The following is a 14,368-nucleotide window of genomic DNA, read 5'->3' as shown; positions in this document are numbered from 1 at the left end:
CTGTTGCTTGCTGGGGTGCCTATTGCGCGGCCTGAACGCGCGGACCCACGCGGTCGACGGTGAACGGCCGGGCGTGCTGCAGCGCGGGGATGCGGGCGCGGGCCTCGGCGACCTGCGCGAGGTCGATTTCCGCCAGGATGATCCCGGGCTCCGCCCCGCCGGCATCGGCGAGGACGCGGCCCCAGGGATCGACGATCAGCGAGTGCCCGTAGGTCTCGCGCCCGTCCTCATGCTGTCCGCCCTGCGCCGCAGAGATCACGAAGGCGCCGGTCTCGATGGCCCGGGCCCGCTGGAGCACGTGCCAGTGAGCCTCGCCGGTCTGCCGGGTGAAGCAGGCGGGGGCCGTCAGAACGTCGGCGCCCGCCTCGGCGAGGGCACGGTACAGGGCCGGGAAACGGATGTCGTAGCAGATCGTCAGGCCGAGCGTGGCCCAAGGCGTCTCGGCGAGCACCGCGCAGGCGCCCCCGGAATAGGTCGCCGATTCCCGCCAGCGCTCGCCGCTCGGCAGGTCGACGTCGAAGAGATGCAGCTTGTCGTACGACGCCAGGATCTCGCCGTCGGCGCCGATCAGGTAGGCGCGGTTGGCGATCTTGTCGCCGGACTTGACCGCGATCGAGCCGATCTGGACGAGTGTCCCGGTCTGACGCGCGGCCTCGCGGAGCGCCGCCAGGGTCTGGTCCTCCTCCTCGGTGGTGACGTGCGCGAACAGGCGCTCGCGGCTCCGCTCGACCAGGGAGGTCATCTCGGGGGTCTGCACGTAGGCGGCGCCCCGGGCCGCCGCCTCGCGCACGCCCGCCACGGCCGCGTCGCGGTTGGCGACCGGGTCCCGCCCCGACCGCATCTGCACGCAGGCCGCCGTGAAGCGAGACTCAGGCATCGGCCGTGTCCTTGAGCAGCGGGTCGAGCTTGCCGGCCCGGTCCAGGGCGTAGAGGTCGTCGCAGCCGCCGACATGCGTGGCGCCGATGAAGATCTGGGGAACGCTGGTGCGGCCGCCGGCGCGCTCGACCATCGCGGTCCGGGCGCCCTGAACGCGCTCGACGTCGATCTCCTGGAAGGCGGCGCCCTTCTCCTTCAGCAGGCTCTTGGCCGCCGAGCAGTAGGGACACCAAGCCGTGGTGTAGATTGTGACCGGCTGCATCGCGATCGTCGCCCCGCCCGTGAACGCCCGACATATAGGAGCGCGGGGCGCGGCTTGCCTATGCCCCTGTGGTCACAGGGCAACGCGCGCGCCGTCGGCGACGCGCGGGCAGGATCAGGCGGCCAGGAGCTTCTCGACCTCGTTCACGAGGTCGCGGAGGTGGAAGGGCTTCGACAGGACCTTGGCGTCCTTCGGGGCCTTCGAATCCGGGTTGAGGGCGACGGCCGCGAAGCCGGTTATGAACATCACCTTGATGTCGGGATCGAGTTCGGTGGCGCGGCGGGCCAGCTCGATGCCGTCCATCTCGGGCATCACGATATCGGTCAGCAGCAGCTCGAACGGCTCCTCGCGCAGCCGGTTGTAGGCGGAGAGGCCATTGTCGAAGGACAGGACATCATAGCCCGCGTTCTGCAGCGCCTTGGCCAGAAACCGGCGCATATCGTTGTCGTCTTCCGCCAGCAGGATTTTCATCGGCCGGATCCGAGCCTTCGAGTCGAGAAGTTGATCCCATAAAGGGAGGCGATGGTAAACAAGGTGTTAGGATGGAGCGCGCAGCCGGCGCCGCGTGTCTCCCGGGCGACTGCGTCAGCCGCCGGTGCGGAGTGGACAGGCGATCGTTCGCGCACCACAGTGAGCGCCTGCCGTCCTCGTTCAACCGCTGGGGTGCCCAACAGCCGATGACTGCAACCGAACCGGTACAGCCAGACGCCTTCGGATTTGCCCCGGCCTTCGCGGTCGACGAGCCCGCGGCGCACACCCTGCCTTTCGTCTTCAATACCGGTCATTCCGGGGCCGTCTACCCCCCCGACTTCATCGCGGCCTCGCGGCTCGACGCGCTGACCCTGCGCCGCTCCGAGGACGCCCACGTCGAGCGCCTGTTCGCGTCGGTCGTCGAGTTGGGGGCGCCGCTCCTGCGTGCCAACTTCCCCCGCGCCTTCCTCGACGTGAACCGCGAGCCCTACGAGCTGGACCCGCGCATGTTCGAGGGGCGTCTTCCACCCTTCGCCAATACCCGGTCGATGCGCGTCGCCGGTGGCCTCGGGACGGTGCCGCGAGTCGTCGCCGACGGCCAGGAGATCTACGCCCGCCGCCTGCCGGTCGCCGAGGCGACCGCCCGGATTGAGAATCTGTACAAGCCGTATCACCGCGCGCTGCGCGGACTGGTCCAGCGCACGGCGCGCACCCACGGCCACTGCATGCTCGTCGACTGCCACTCGATGCCGTCCTCGAGCCTGGGCCGCGATCCGGACATGAAGGCGGACGTGGTCCTGGGCGACCGCTACGGAACGGCGTGCGCCCCCGTCCTGATCGACGGGTTCGAGGCTGCGTTCCGGGCGCGGGGTTTCCGCGTGGTGCGCAACAAGCCCTACGCCGGCGGCTTCATCACGGAGCATTACGGCGAGCCGAACCTCGACCGCCACGCGCTCCAGATCGAGGTGAACCGGGGCCTCTACATGAACGAGGCCAGCCTCGCGACGACGGCCGGATTCCCGGGCCTGGTCGAAGCCCTGCGCGCTGTCATCACCGACGTCGCCAGGGAGCTCGACGAGCTGGTCCCTCGCCAAATGGCCGCGGAATAGCGGTCCCGGCCCACCCGCTCCTAGAGAAGAGTGACGCTGTACCGGACAGAAAAAAGGCCACTCCCGAAGGAGCGGCCCGAAGTCTAGGGAGGAAACGCCCAAGAAGGGCAACGAGACCGCGACGCCATCGCGATCTCGCAACGCACAAATTAAAGTGCGCCGCACAAGAAGCAAGCGCAAAACGTCCGGACCGGCCGCACTGCGCGCATACCTGAACCGCGTTCGCCGTGAGCGTCGCCCCCGACGCCGCGAAGAGCGGGCTGATCTTTCGATCGATAGTGAAGAACCCTGACCGCCGCGGCCGGCGACCGGGGTTCCGAACCGTCGGAGCTGTCGCCGGAACGTGCCGGCGGCAGGCCCGCAATCGTCGGACCTGCGCCCGGCGTGCCGATCAGCCGTGATGCTTCAGCAGCTTCTCGATCTCGGCCCGCAGGGGACCCGCGAGATCGTTCCGCTCCAGGGCGTAGGCGAGGTTCGCCGTGAGGAAGCCGAGCTTCGAGCCGGTGTCGTAGGTCCGGCCCTCGTAGCGCATGCCGAAGAACGCCTGCGTCGCCATCAGGTCGATCATGGCGTCGGTGAGCTGGATCTCGCCGCCCGCGCCCTTCTTGCCGTGCTCCAGGATCCCGAAGATCTCGGGCTGCAGGATGTAGCGCCCGGAAATGATGAAGTTCGACGGTGCCGTGCCCTGCTTGGGCTTCTCGACCATCCCGGTGATCTGGAACGACTGGCCGTAGGTCTCGCCGACGCTGACGATGCCGTACTGGTGCGTCTCCTCGGGAGCCACCTCCTCGACCGCGATGATGTTGCCGCCGTGGCGATCGTAGGCGGCCAGCATCTGCTGCATGCAGCCGCGGCTCAGCATGTCGGGGAGCAGCACCGCGAACGGCTCGTCGCCGACGATCTCGCGGGCACACCACACCGCGTGGCCGAGGCCGAGCGGCGCCTGCTGGCGGGTGAAGCTGGTCTGGCCGGCCTTCGGCAGGTCCTTCTTGAGCTCCTCATAGGCGGCCGTCTTCCCCCGCTCCTGCAGGGTGTGGTCCAGTTCGAACGCGATGTCGAAGTGGTCCTCGATGACCGCCTTGCCGCGGCCAGTGACGAAGATGAAGTGCTCGATCCCCGCCGCGCGGGCTTCGTCGACGACGTGCTGCACCACCGGCCGGTCGACGACCGTGAGCATCTCCTTCGGGACCGCCTTGGTGGCGGGCAGGAAGCGCGTGCCAAGGCCCGCGACGGGAAGGACGGCCTTGCGGATCGGTTTCATCGAGCGGTAACCCCGGAACTGGATGGAACGACGTGGTCAGCTGTGCGGTCAGTGAGATAGCTTAACGCGAGCCGTCGCAAGCATGTACGTCGATAGTATGAGGTGGCGGGGCGTAAATTTCCCGTCTGCAAAAGCGTATGCCGGTGCCGGGGTGGGGGCAGAGGGGGTGAGATGGCGGTTCTGGTGACGGGTGGTGCCGGCTACATCGGCAGCCACATGGTGCTGGCGCTCCTCGACGCCGGCCATGAGGAGGTCGTCGTCCTGGACGATCTGTCCACCGGTTTCGACTGGGCGGTCCCGGAGGGCGTGAAGCTCGTCGTCGGCGACGTGGCCGACCAAGCCCTCGTGACGCAGACGATCCTCCAGCACCGCATCGACGCCCTGGCCCATTTCGCCGCCAAGATCGTCGTGCCCGATTCCGTAGCCGATCCCCTGGGCTACTACCAAGCCAACACGGTGAAAACCCGCTCGCTGATCGAGGCCGCGGTACGCGCCGGCGTCAAGCACGTGATCTTCTCCTCGACCGCCGCCGTCTACGGCGAGCCCGACGTCACGCCGGTTCCCGAGGATCTGCCGCTCAACCCGATCAACCCCTACGGCCGCTCGAAGCTGATGAGCGAGTGGATGATCGCCGACGCCGCCGCGGCGCACGGCTTCTCCTACGTGGTCCTGCGCTACTTCAACGTCGCCGGCGCAGATCCGGAGGGGCGGTCCGGCCAGTCGACGCCGAATGCCACACACCTCATCAAGGTGGCCACCCAGGCGGCGCTCGGACAGCGCGCCCGGCTCGACGTCTTCGGGACCGACTACCCGACCCCGGACGGGTCGTGCCTGCGCGACTACATCCAGGTGTCGGACCTCGCCGAGGCGCATCGCCTCGCCCTCGACCACCTGCGCTCCGGCGGCGAGAGCCTGACGCTGAACTGCGGCTACGGGCGCGGCTACTCGGTGCTCGAGGTGGTCGAAGTCGTGAAGCGGATCTCCGGCCGCGATTTCGAGGTGCGCCTGTGCCCGCGCCGAGCCGGCGATCCGGCCCAGATCGTCGCCGAGGCGGCGCGCATCCGCGAGCGCCTGGGGTGGCAGCCCCGGCACGACGACCTCGACGCCATCGTCGACCAGGCGCTCGCCTGGGAACAGCGCCTGGAGAAGCGCAATCGGATCTGACCGGATGCTCTCCCGCCGATGGTTTCTGGCCGCGGCGGCGTCCCTCGCCACCGGGGAGGCCCGCGCCGAGGACGCCTTCCGGGCGTTCATCGAGGCCCTGCGTCCGGACGCGGCGGCGCGGGGTGTCACCGCGGCGACTTTCGACGCGGCGTTTCGCGGGATCACGGGACCCGATGCCGGCATTCTGGCGCGCACCCGCCGCCAGAGCGAGTTCGTCCGGCCGGTCTGGGAGTACCTCGTCGGCGCGGTCTCGGCCGGCCGCATCGCGCGCGGACGCGCCCGTGCGGCGGCCCTCGCGTCGACCCTGACGGCAATCGAGGGCCGCTACGGCGTTCCGGGGCGGATGGCGATGGCGTTCTGGGGCGTCGAATCGGACTTCGGAGCGAGCGCGGGCAGCGTTCCGACGGTCCGGGCGCTGGCGACGCTCGCCGAGGCGCGGCACCGCGGCGGCCTGTTCCGCGACGAGCTCCTGGCCGCGCTCACGATCCTGCAGCGCGGCGACATCGCGCCGGACCGGATGAGCGGCAGCTGGGCCGGCGCGATGGGTCAGGTGCAGTTCCTGCCCTCCACCTACCTGGCCCACGCGGTCGACTTCGACGGCGACGGCCGCCGCGACATCTGGACCAGCGAGCCGGACTCGCTGGCATCGATCGCGGCCTACCTCAAGGATCTCGGCTGGAATCCGGCGCTCTCTTGGGGCTACGAGGTGCTCCTGCCGAAGGACTTCGACCTGAGCCGCTACGCGGGCGATCTCGGCAGCTTCGCCGAGCGAGGCGTTCGCCGCACCGACGGGAAGCCGCTGCCGGGGACCGGACGTGCCAGCCTGTTCCTGCCCGGTGGCCTGGGGGCGCCGGTCTTCCTGATCACCGACAATTTCGAGGTGATCCGAGGCTACAACACCTCGGATTCCTACGCGCTGGCGGTGGGACACCTCGCAGACCGACTCGCCGGCGGTCCGCCGCTGGCCGCGCCTTGGCCAGCCGCCGGCGCCCGCCTCGACGGGCCGGGCCTCCGCGCCCTGCAAACCGGCCTCGCGGCGGCCGGCTTCTACGACGGGCCGACGGATGGAAGGGCCGGCCCGAAGCTGCGCGAGGCGGTGCGGCGCTACCAGATCAGCGCCGGATTGCCGGCCGACGGCTACGCCACGCCGGCCCTGCTCGACCGCGTCACCGGCAAGGCGGCACCGCGACGCTGAGCCCGTCGAGAGGTTTAGACCCGCGTGCTGCTTCCGCCTATAGTGGCCGCGTTCCGAACGGGTCCGGTTCGGCGTGAAGCGTACGGAATGCGCATGGTCCTCGCTCGTCGGCGTCACTCGGAGCGTCCGCTGCTCCTCGGGCTCGCAGCCCTGCTGGGGCTGGCGGGGCTGGCGGCCATCGGCGGTCCGGCCCGCGCGCAATGGGGCGACAGTTACCAGCAGCAGCAGGGCGGCACCTACTACGAGGCACCGCCGCGTCGGCGGCCGCGGGACGCCTATTACCGCGACGACGGGACGTACGGGCGTCAGCCCCGTTACGCGCCGCAGCAGGAGGCGCCGCGCCAGTTCTACTGGCCCTGGGAGGACAGGCCGCAGCCGGTGGCGCCGCAGCCGGAGCGCACCTACCGGGCGCCGCGCCAGCGCAATCCCTACGCGACCGGCGAGGCGCAGCGACCGGCCCCCGCGGTGAAACGGCGGGTCCGTCCGGCCCGGGCACCGACGCCGCCGAAACCCGCGGTCGCCAAGACCGAGCCGAACGTCCAGATCGCCGTCTTCGGCGATTCCCTGGCCGACCACCTCGCCAAGGGCCTCGACGACGTGTTCGAGGACAATGCCGACGTCGCCGTGATCGACCGCGCGAAGGGCGACAGCGGTCTGGTGCGCAAGGACGTCGTCGACTGGCCGAAGGTCGCGCAAGACTACCTCCAGAGCAACGGGAAGGTGCGCTACGCCCTGGTGATGATGGGCGCGAACGACCGACAGCCGATCCGCGAGGGCGACGAGACGGCCGAGCCTCTCACGGACCGCTGGCGCGCGCTCTACCGCGCGCGGGTGGAGGCGCTCGTGAAGGTCTTCACCGACCGCAAGATCCCGCTGATCTGGGTCGGGTTGCCGCCCGTCCAGAGCGAGACGCTCAGCCGGGATCTCGCGTCCCTGAACGACATTGTCCGCGACACCGTCGGCAAGGCCGGCGGGACCTACGTCGACATCTGGCCGGGCTTCGTCGACGACCGGGACCGGTACGCCGCGTCGGGCCCGGATCCGGAGGGCCAGATCGCCAAGCTCCGCACCGCGGACGGCGTGCATTTCACCAAAGCGGGCGACCGGAAGCTCGCCCACTTCGCCGATGTCGAGCTGAAGCGGCTGATGGGCGCGGTGCCGGGCACGACCGAGCCGTCGCCGACCGCGACCGTGGCGCCGACCGCGCCGTCCTCGACCCCCGGGCCCAGCCTCGACGGCACCGCGCCGGCCACCGACACCGCGGCGATCGATCGTCAGATCACCGCGATGCTGCCGAGCCTGCCCGAGCCGCCCGGCGTGCCGGCGCTTCCGGTGAAGCCCGCGGCCGGCCCCGTGGTGCCGCTGAGCCGGAGCGAGGTGTCGCCCGGCGGCGCGCTTCTCAACGGACGGCCGCGCGACCCCGACAATTCCGGGACCGTGGAGCGGACGCTGCTGCGCGGCAACGCACCGATGCCGCAGCCCGGCCGCGCCGACGATTTCCGCTGGCCGCCCGGCTAAGCCGGGTGGATCCTCCGTGCGCCCTCAGCGCGGCAGGACGCTGGCGCCCATCAGGGTCTCGTCGATGGCGCGCGCCGCCTGACGTCCCTCGCGGATCGCCCAGACCACCAGGGACTGGCCGCGCCGCATATCGCCCGCGGCCCAAATCTTCGCGTCCGAGGTGCGGTAGTCCTCCTCGTTCGCCTCGACATTGCCGCGCTTGCTGACGCCGATCCCGGATTGCTCGAGGAGCCCCTTCTGCACCGAGCCGGCGAAGCCGATCGCCATGAAGACGAGGTCGGCGGGCAGCACAAACTCTGTCCCGGCGATCGGCTGGCGCTTGGCATCGACCCGGGCGCAGACCACGCCGGTGAGCTGGCCCTTCTTGTTGCCCTCGAGCCGCAGGGTCGCGGCCTGGAACTCGCGCTCCGCACCCTCGGCCTGGCTCGACGAGGTCCGCATCTTGGTCGGCCAGTAGGGCCATACGGTGAGTTTGTCCTCCCGCTCGGGCGGGCGCGGGCGGATGTCGAGCTGCGTCACCGACAGCGCCCCCTGGCGGAAGGCGGTGCCGACGCAGTCGGAGGCGGTGTCGCCGCCGCCGATGACGACCACGTTCTTGCCCGAGGCCAGGATCGGCTGCTCGCCGTTGCCGCGCATCGGCTCGGCGCTCACGCGCCGATTGGACTGGACGAGGTAGGGCATCGCGTAGTGCACGCCCTCGAGGTCCTGGCCGGGCAGCTGCGGGTTGCGGGGATCCTCGGCGCCGCCGCAGAACATCACGGCGTCGAACTCGGCCTTGAGCTCGTCCACCGACTTCGTCACGCCGATGTTCTGGTTGTAGTGGAAGACGACGCCCTCGGCTTCCATCTGGCGCACGCGCCGGTCGATGTGGCGCTTCTCCATCTTGAAGTCCGGGATGCCGTAGCGGAGCAGGCCGCCCGCCTTCGGCTCGCGCTCGAACACGTGGACGTCGTGCCCGGCACGGGCGAGCTGCTGGGCCGCCGCCATCCCGGCGGGGCCGGAGCCCACGATCGCGACGCGCTTGCCGGTGCGGGCCTGCGCCGGCTCGGGCTTCACCCAGCCCATGTTCCACGCCCGGTCGGCGATCGCCTGCTCGATCGTCTTGATGGCGACCGGCTGGTTCTCGAGGTTCAGCGTGCAGGCCTCCTCGCAGGGCGCGGGGCAGACGCGGCCGGTAAACTCCGGGAAATTGTTCGTGGAGTGGAGGTTGCGGGACGCCTCCTCCCAATCCGACTGGAACACGAGGTCGTTCCAGTCCGGGATCTGGTTGTGGACCGGGCAGCCCGTCGGCCCGTGGCAGAACGGGATGCCGCAATCCATGCAGCGGGCGGCCTGTTTCGTCAGGTCGTGCTCATCGAGCGGCAGCGTGAACTCGCGGAAGTGCCGGACCCGGTCGGCAGCGAGCTGGTACTTCTGCTCCTGCCGGTCGAACTCGAGGAAGCCTGTGATCTTGCCCATTGGTCAGCCCCTGGGCCGGCCAGTCTCTGACTGCGCTGCCCGCGTCGTCGTCTCGTGTCAGTGCGTGACCGGGCGGCAGACCGCCCGGTCTGAGGAAGCTGCCTACTCGGCGGCCACCGGCATCCGCGCCATCTCCATCTCGCGCAGGGCCCGGCGGTACTCCACCGGCATCACCTTCACGAACTTGGTGCGGTAGCCGCTCCAGTCGTCGAGGATCGCCTTGGCGCGGGGGCTGCCCGTATACTTGAGATGGTTGGTGATGAGCTGCGTCAGCCGCTCCTCGTCGTGACCGGACATGTCGGCCAGGATGTCGACCCGCCCCTTGGTCTCCAGATCGCCGTCCTGGTGGAAGCGACGCATCAGGTCGTCCTCCTCCTCGACCGGCTCCAAGTCGACCATCGACAGGTTGCAGCGCGCCGAGAACGAGCCGTCCTCGTCGAGCACGTAGGCGATGCCGCCGGACATGCCGGCCGCGAAGTTGCGCCCGGTCTCGCCGATCGACACGACCACGCCGCCGGTCATGTACTCGCAGCCGTGATCGCCCATGCCCTCGACCACCGTGATGGCGCCGGAATTGCGCACCGCGAAGCGCTCGCCCGCGGAGCCGCGGATGTAGCACTCGCCGGCGATCGCCCCGTACAGCACGGTGTTGCCGACCATGATGGTCCGGTCCTGCGGCGACTTCAGCGCGTCGCTCGGCCGGATGATCAGCTTGCCGCCCGACAGGCCCTTGCCGACGTAGTCGTTGCCGTGACCGGTCAGCTCGACGGTCACGCCGGCAGCGACCCACGCGCCGAAGCTCTGGCCTGCCGTGCCGGCGAGCCTCACCACGATCGTGTCGTCGGGCAGGCCCTCGTGGCCGTGCGCCTTCGCCACCGCGCCGGAGAGCATCGCGCCCGCGGCCCGGTCCGAGTTCCGGATGGTGTCGGTGATCACCACCGGCTCACCGGTCTCGATGGCGCGCTGCGCCTTCTCGATCAGGCGCCGGTCGAGGACCGTGTCGATCGGGTGGTGCTGCACCTCCACGTGGCGGATCGCCGTGCCCTCGGCCACCTTGGGCCGGTGGAACAGCTTCGTGAAGTCGAGCCCGCGCGCCTTCCAGTGGGCGATGGCCTCGACCTTGTCGAGCACGTCGGAGCGGCCGACCGCCTCCTCCAGCTTCGTGAAGCCGAGCGACGCCAGGATCTCCCGCACCTCCTCGGCCACGAAGAAGAAGTAGTTCACCACGTGCTCGGGCGTGCCCTTGAAGCGCTTGCGCAGCACCGGATCCTGGGTGGCGACGCCCACCGGGCAGGTGTTCAGGTGGCACTTGCGCATCATGATGCAGCCGGCGGCGATCAGCGGCGCCGTCGAGAAGCCCATCTGGTCGGCGCCGAGCAGCGCCGCGATCATCACGTCGCGCCCGGTCCGGATGCCGCCGTCGGCCTGGAGGGCGACGCGGCCGCGCAGGCCGTTGAGCACCAGCGTCTGCTGGGTCTCGGCCAGCCCGGTCTCCCAGGGACCGCCCGCGTGCTTGAGGGAGGTCAGCGGCGCCGCGCCGGTGCCGCCGTCGAAGCCCGAGATCGTGATGTGGTCGGCGCGCGCCTTGGCGACGCCGGCCGCGACCGTGCCGACGCCGACCTCGGAGACGAGCTTCACCGACACGTCCGCCGACGGGTTCACGTTCTTCAGGTCGAAGATCAGCTGGGCCAGATCCTCGATCGAGTAGATGTCGTGGTGCGGCGGCGGGGAGATCAGGCCGACGCCCGGGGTCGCGTAGCGGACCTTGGCGATCTTGGCGTCGACCTTGTGGCCGGGCAGCTGACCGCCCTCGCCGGGCTTGGCGCCCTGCGCGACCTTGATCTGCATCATGTCGGAATTGACGAGGTATTCCGTCGTGACGCCGAACCGCCCGGAGGCGACCTGCTTGATCGACGACCGGCGCGAGCGCCCGTCCGGCAGGGGCTTGAACCGCTCGACCTCCTCGCCGCCCTCGCCCGAGTTCGAGCGGCCGCCGAAGGAGTTCAGCGCGATGGCGAGCGTCTCGTGCGCCTCCTTGGAGATGGAGCCGTACGACATGGCGCCCGTGGCGAAGCGCTTGACGATCTCGGAGGCCGGCTCGACCGCGTCCAGCAGGACCGGCGCGCGGCCGATCTCGGTGGCGGACTTGATCCGGAACAGGCCGCGCAGCGTCTTCAGCTGGTGCTCCTGGCGGTTCACCAGCTCGGCGTATTCCCGGTAGCGCTCCGGCACGTTGAGGCGCACGGCGTGCTGCAGCGTCGCCACCGTGTCGGGCGTCCAGGTGTGGGTCTCGCCGCGCAGGCGGTAGGCGTACTCGCCGCCGACATCGAGGGCGTTGCGGTAGACCGGCGCGTCGCCGAAGGCGTCGCGGTGACGGCGCGCGGTCTCCTCCGCGATCTCCGCCATGCCGACGCCCTCGATGGTCGTGGCCGTGCCGAAGAAGTCGCGGCCGACGAAGGTCGAGTTCAGGCCGACCGCGTCGAAGATCTGCGCGCCACAGTAGGACTGGTAGGTGGAGATGCCCATCTTGGACATCACCTTCAGCAGGCCCTTATCGATCGCCTTGATGTAGCGGTAGATGATCTCGTCGTCGGTGAGGTCCGGCGGGAACTCGTCCTTCATGTCGAGCAGCGTCTCGAAGGCGAGGTACGGGTTGACCGCCTCGGCGCCGTAGCCGGCGAGGCACGCGAAGTGGTGCACCTCGCGCGGCTCGCCGGACTCGACCACGAGGCCGACCGAGGTCCGAAGTCCCTTGCGGATCAGGTAGTTATGCACGGAGGCCGTGGCCAGCAGCGCCGGGATCGGGATCCGGTCCGGCCCGACCGCCCGGTCGGTGAGCACGATGATGTTGTAGCCGCCGCGCACCGCCGCCTCGGCGCGGTCGCAGAGCCGGTCGAGCGCCCCGTCCATGGCCGCCGCGCCGGTCTCGGCCGGGTAGGTCATGTCGAGTGTCTTGGTGTCGAACCGGTCCTCGAAATGCCCGATCGAGCGGATCTTCTCCAGATCCGCGTTGGTCAGGATCGGCTGGCGGACCTCCAGGCGCTTGCGCCGGGACGCGCCCTCCATGTCGAGCAGGTTCGGCCGCGGCCCGATGAACGAGACGAGGCTCATGACGGCCTCCTCGCGGATCGGGTCGATCGGCGGGTTCGTGACCTGCGCGAAGTTCTGCTTGAAGTAGGTGTAGAGGAGCTTCGACTTCTCGGAGAGCGCCGAGAGCGGCGTGTCCGTGCCCATCGAGCCGACCGCCTCCTGGCCGGTGACGGCCATGGGCTGCATGAGCAGCTTGAGGTCTTCCTGCGTGTAGCCGAAGGCCTGCTGGCGATCGAGCAGGCTGACGTCGCCCCGCGACTCGCGCGGCTGCACCGGGCGCAGATCCTCCAGCACGATCTGGGTGTTCTTCACCCAGTCGGCGTAGGGGTGCGCGGCGGCCAGCTCGCCCTTGATCTCCTCGTCGGAGACGATGCGACCCTTCTGGAGGTCGATCAGCAGCATGCGGCCCGGCTGGAGGCGCCAGGACTGGACGATCTTCTCGTCCGGGATCGGCAGGGTGCCCATCTCGGAAGCGAGCACCACGAGGCCGTCGTCGGTCACGATGTACCGCGCCGGGCGCAGGCCGTTGCGGTCCAGGGTCGCGCCGATCTGGCGGCCGTCCGTGAAGGCCACGGCGGCCGGGCCGTCCCACGGCTCCATCAGGGCAGCGTGATACTCGTAGAAGGCGCGCCGCTCCTCGCTCATCAGCGGGTTGCCGGCCCAGGCCTCCGGGATGAGCATCATCATCGCGTGGGCGAGCGGGTAGCCGCCCTGCACGAGGAACTCGAGGGCGTTGTCGAAGCAGGCGGTGTCGGACTGCCCCTCGTAGGAGATCGGCCACAGCTTCGAGATGTCGTTGCCGAACAGGTCGGAATCGACGCTCGCCTGGCGGGCCGCCATCCAGTTGACGTTGCCGCGCAGCGTGTTGATCTCGCCGTTATGCGCGACCATCCGGTACGGGTGCGAGAGCCGCCACGTCGGGAACGTGTTGGTGGCGAAGCGCTGGTGAACGAGGGCGATCGCCGAGACGAAGCGGTCGTCCTTCAGGTCGAGGAAGTAGCCGCCGAGCTGCGTGACCAGCACCATGCCCTTGTAGACGATGGTCCGAGTCGACACGGAGACCGGGTAGAACTCCTTCACCCGCGGGTCGTCGAGGCCGTAGACCTTGTTGGAGATCACCTTGCGGGCGACGTAGACCCGGCGCTCGAACGCGTCCTGGTCGGTGACCGAGGCGGGCCGGCCGATGAACACCTGACGGTGATGCGGTTCGGTGGCCTTCACGGCGTCGCCGAGATCCTCCGGGTCCACCGGCACGTCGCGCCAGCCGAGGAGCGGAAGGCCCTCGGCGGCCAGGGCCGATTCGACGATCTCCTGGATGATCGCCCGGGGCTCCTCCGCCTTCGGCATGAAGAACTGCCCGATGGCGTACGAGCCCGCGGGCGGAAGCTCGAAGCCGAGACGCGAGCACTCCTCCGCGAAGAAGCCGTGCGGGATCTGCGTGAGGATGCCGCAGCCGTCACCCATCTTGGGATCGGCGCCCACCGCGCCGCGGTGATCGAGGTTCTCCAGGATCTTCAGACCCTGCTCGACGATCGCGTGGGTGCGGCGGTCGTGCATATCGGCGATGAAGCCGACACCGCAGGCGTCGCGCTCGTGAGCCGGATCGTAGGAACCCTGGGCTTTCGGAAGGGCGGGGTCGCGCACGATGAGCGGCATGGCGCCGCCGCGGGGGGCGGCAGCCTGGGCCGTGAACGCAGCAAACTCGTCGGCGGGTCTGCGTTGTGACATGCTTCGTCTCGTCCTTCCCTCGAACCCGTCCGCAGCCAAGAACCCGCGAGCATGTTTCATGCCCGCAAGCCGTCGGCGCCCCGCGCTCGGCCTCTTGCCGCAGGCCATCCGGCCGGTCCCGGAGGACCCGTCCGTCGGCTCGCGTTCATCGAGGACCCGGACCGCTCGAGGAGCGGCGCGCTGGCGCGCCCGTGTCCGTCTACCGTTCTCTCTCGCCCGCGCGCGAGACGGCGAC

Annotated in this window: 10 protein-coding genes; 4 read left to right on the top strand and 6 right to left on the bottom strand. The window is 69.9% G+C overall.

The window, feature by feature from the left end:
- Window positions 1-19: 19 nt before the first annotated feature.
- The 3 genes from BKE41_RS00460 to BKE41_RS00450 form a co-directional block, all read right to left on the bottom strand.
- On the bottom strand, window positions 20-877 hold the full coding sequence (locus BKE41_RS00460; protein WP_012317072.1) for a carbon-nitrogen hydrolase family protein: 858 nt from the start codon (window positions 875-877) through the stop codon (window positions 20-22).
- Window positions 870-1,139, bottom strand: a complete 270-nt coding sequence (gene grxC / locus BKE41_RS00455; protein WP_012317071.1) for a glutaredoxin 3 — start codon at window positions 1,137-1,139, stop codon at window positions 870-872. The genes BKE41_RS00460 and grxC overlap by 8 nt, the downstream gene beginning before the upstream one ends.
- Before the next feature lie 114 nt (window positions 1,140-1,253).
- Window positions 1,254-1,610 carry a response regulator gene (locus BKE41_RS00450; RefSeq protein ID WP_003603128.1) on the bottom strand — a complete coding sequence of 119 codons (357 nt, stop codon included), beginning with the start codon at window positions 1,608-1,610 and terminating at the stop codon, window positions 1,254-1,256.
- Window positions 1,611-1,816: 206 nt separating this feature from the next.
- Here BKE41_RS00450 and BKE41_RS00445 point away from each other — a divergent pair, with 206 nt between their 5' ends.
- Window positions 1,817-2,719 (top strand): N-formylglutamate amidohydrolase, encoded by a 903-nt coding sequence (locus tag BKE41_RS00445; protein WP_012317070.1) that lies wholly within the window; start codon window positions 1,817-1,819, stop codon window positions 2,717-2,719.
- A 391-nt stretch (window positions 2,720-3,110) separates the two neighbouring features.
- On the opposite strand, the gene galU is transcribed toward BKE41_RS00445, so the two are convergent.
- Complete coding sequence (gene galU / locus BKE41_RS00440; RefSeq protein ID WP_024827903.1) at window positions 3,111-3,980, bottom strand: UTP--glucose-1-phosphate uridylyltransferase GalU; 870 nt, start codon at window positions 3,978-3,980, stop codon at window positions 3,111-3,113.
- Between the two features lie 171 nt (window positions 3,981-4,151).
- Between galU and galE the strand changes: the two genes are divergently transcribed.
- From galE to BKE41_RS00425, 3 genes are all read left to right on the top strand, one after another.
- Entirely contained in the window at window positions 4,152-5,144 is a 993-nt protein-coding gene (galE, locus tag BKE41_RS00435; RefSeq protein ID WP_070998248.1) for a UDP-glucose 4-epimerase GalE, read from the top strand.
- A 4-nt stretch (window positions 5,145-5,148) separates the two neighbouring features.
- A complete protein-coding gene (locus tag BKE41_RS00430; protein ID WP_059409009.1) occupies window positions 5,149-6,339 on the top strand; it encodes a lytic murein transglycosylase in 1,191 nt (396 codons plus the stop codon).
- Window positions 6,340-6,426: 87 nt separating this feature from the next.
- The gene (locus BKE41_RS00425) at window positions 6,427-7,857 is read left to right on the top strand and encodes an SGNH family hydrolase (protein ID WP_029359140.1); all 1,431 of its coding nucleotides are present in this window, start codon (window positions 6,427-6,429) and stop codon (window positions 7,855-7,857) included.
- A gap of 24 nt (window positions 7,858-7,881) precedes the next feature.
- Here BKE41_RS00425 and BKE41_RS00420 read toward each other — a convergent pair whose 3' ends face one another.
- On the bottom strand, window positions 7,882-9,315 hold the full coding sequence (locus BKE41_RS00420) for a glutamate synthase subunit beta (RefSeq protein ID WP_012317065.1): 1,434 nt from the start codon (window positions 9,313-9,315) through the stop codon (window positions 7,882-7,884).
- A 102-nt stretch (window positions 9,316-9,417) separates the two neighbouring features.
- Window positions 9,418-14,133 (bottom strand): glutamate synthase large subunit, encoded by a 4,716-nt coding sequence (gene gltB, locus BKE41_RS00415; protein ID WP_070998247.1) that lies wholly within the window; start codon window positions 14,131-14,133, stop codon window positions 9,418-9,420.
- Window positions 14,134-14,368: the final 235 nt, after the last annotated feature.

This window comes from Methylobacterium sp. C1 (genome assembly GCF_001854385.1).
Taxonomy (GTDB): Bacteria; Pseudomonadota; Alphaproteobacteria; order Rhizobiales; family Beijerinckiaceae; genus Methylobacterium; species Methylobacterium radiotolerans.
This window is presented reverse-complemented; position numbering and strand designations above follow the sequence as displayed.

What these genes read in the sequence shown, in the direction of transcription:
- BKE41_RS00430 (WP_059409009.1), top strand. Translation starts at nt 5,149, where the DNA reads ATGCTCTCCCGCCGATGGTTTCTGGCCGCGGCGGCGTCCCTCGCCACC.
- galE (WP_070998248.1), top strand. Translation starts at nt 4,152, where the DNA reads ATGGCGGTTCTGGTGACGGGTGGTGCCGGCTACATCGGCAGCCACATG.
- gltB (WP_070998247.1), bottom strand. Translation starts at nt 14,133, where the DNA reads ATGTCACAACGCAGACCCGCCGACGAGTTTGCTGCGTTCACGGCCCAG.
- BKE41_RS00425 (WP_029359140.1), top strand. Translation starts at nt 6,427, where the DNA reads ATGCGCATGGTCCTCGCTCGTCGGCGTCACTCGGAGCGTCCGCTGCTC.
- grxC (WP_012317071.1), bottom strand. Translation starts at nt 1,139, where the DNA reads ATGCAGCCGGTCACAATCTACACCACGGCTTGGTGTCCCTACTGCTCG.
- BKE41_RS00445 (WP_012317070.1), top strand. Translation starts at nt 1,817, where the DNA reads ATGACTGCAACCGAACCGGTACAGCCAGACGCCTTCGGATTTGCCCCG.
- BKE41_RS00420 (WP_012317065.1), bottom strand. Translation starts at nt 9,315, where the DNA reads ATGGGCAAGATCACAGGCTTCCTCGAGTTCGACCGGCAGGAGCAGAAG.
- BKE41_RS00460 (WP_012317072.1), bottom strand. Translation starts at nt 877, where the DNA reads ATGCCTGAGTCTCGCTTCACGGCGGCCTGCGTGCAGATGCGGTCGGGG.
- BKE41_RS00450 (WP_003603128.1), bottom strand. Translation starts at nt 1,610, where the DNA reads ATGAAAATCCTGCTGGCGGAAGACGACAACGATATGCGCCGGTTTCTG.
- galU (WP_024827903.1), bottom strand. Translation starts at nt 3,980, where the DNA reads ATGAAACCGATCCGCAAGGCCGTCCTTCCCGTCGCGGGCCTTGGCACG.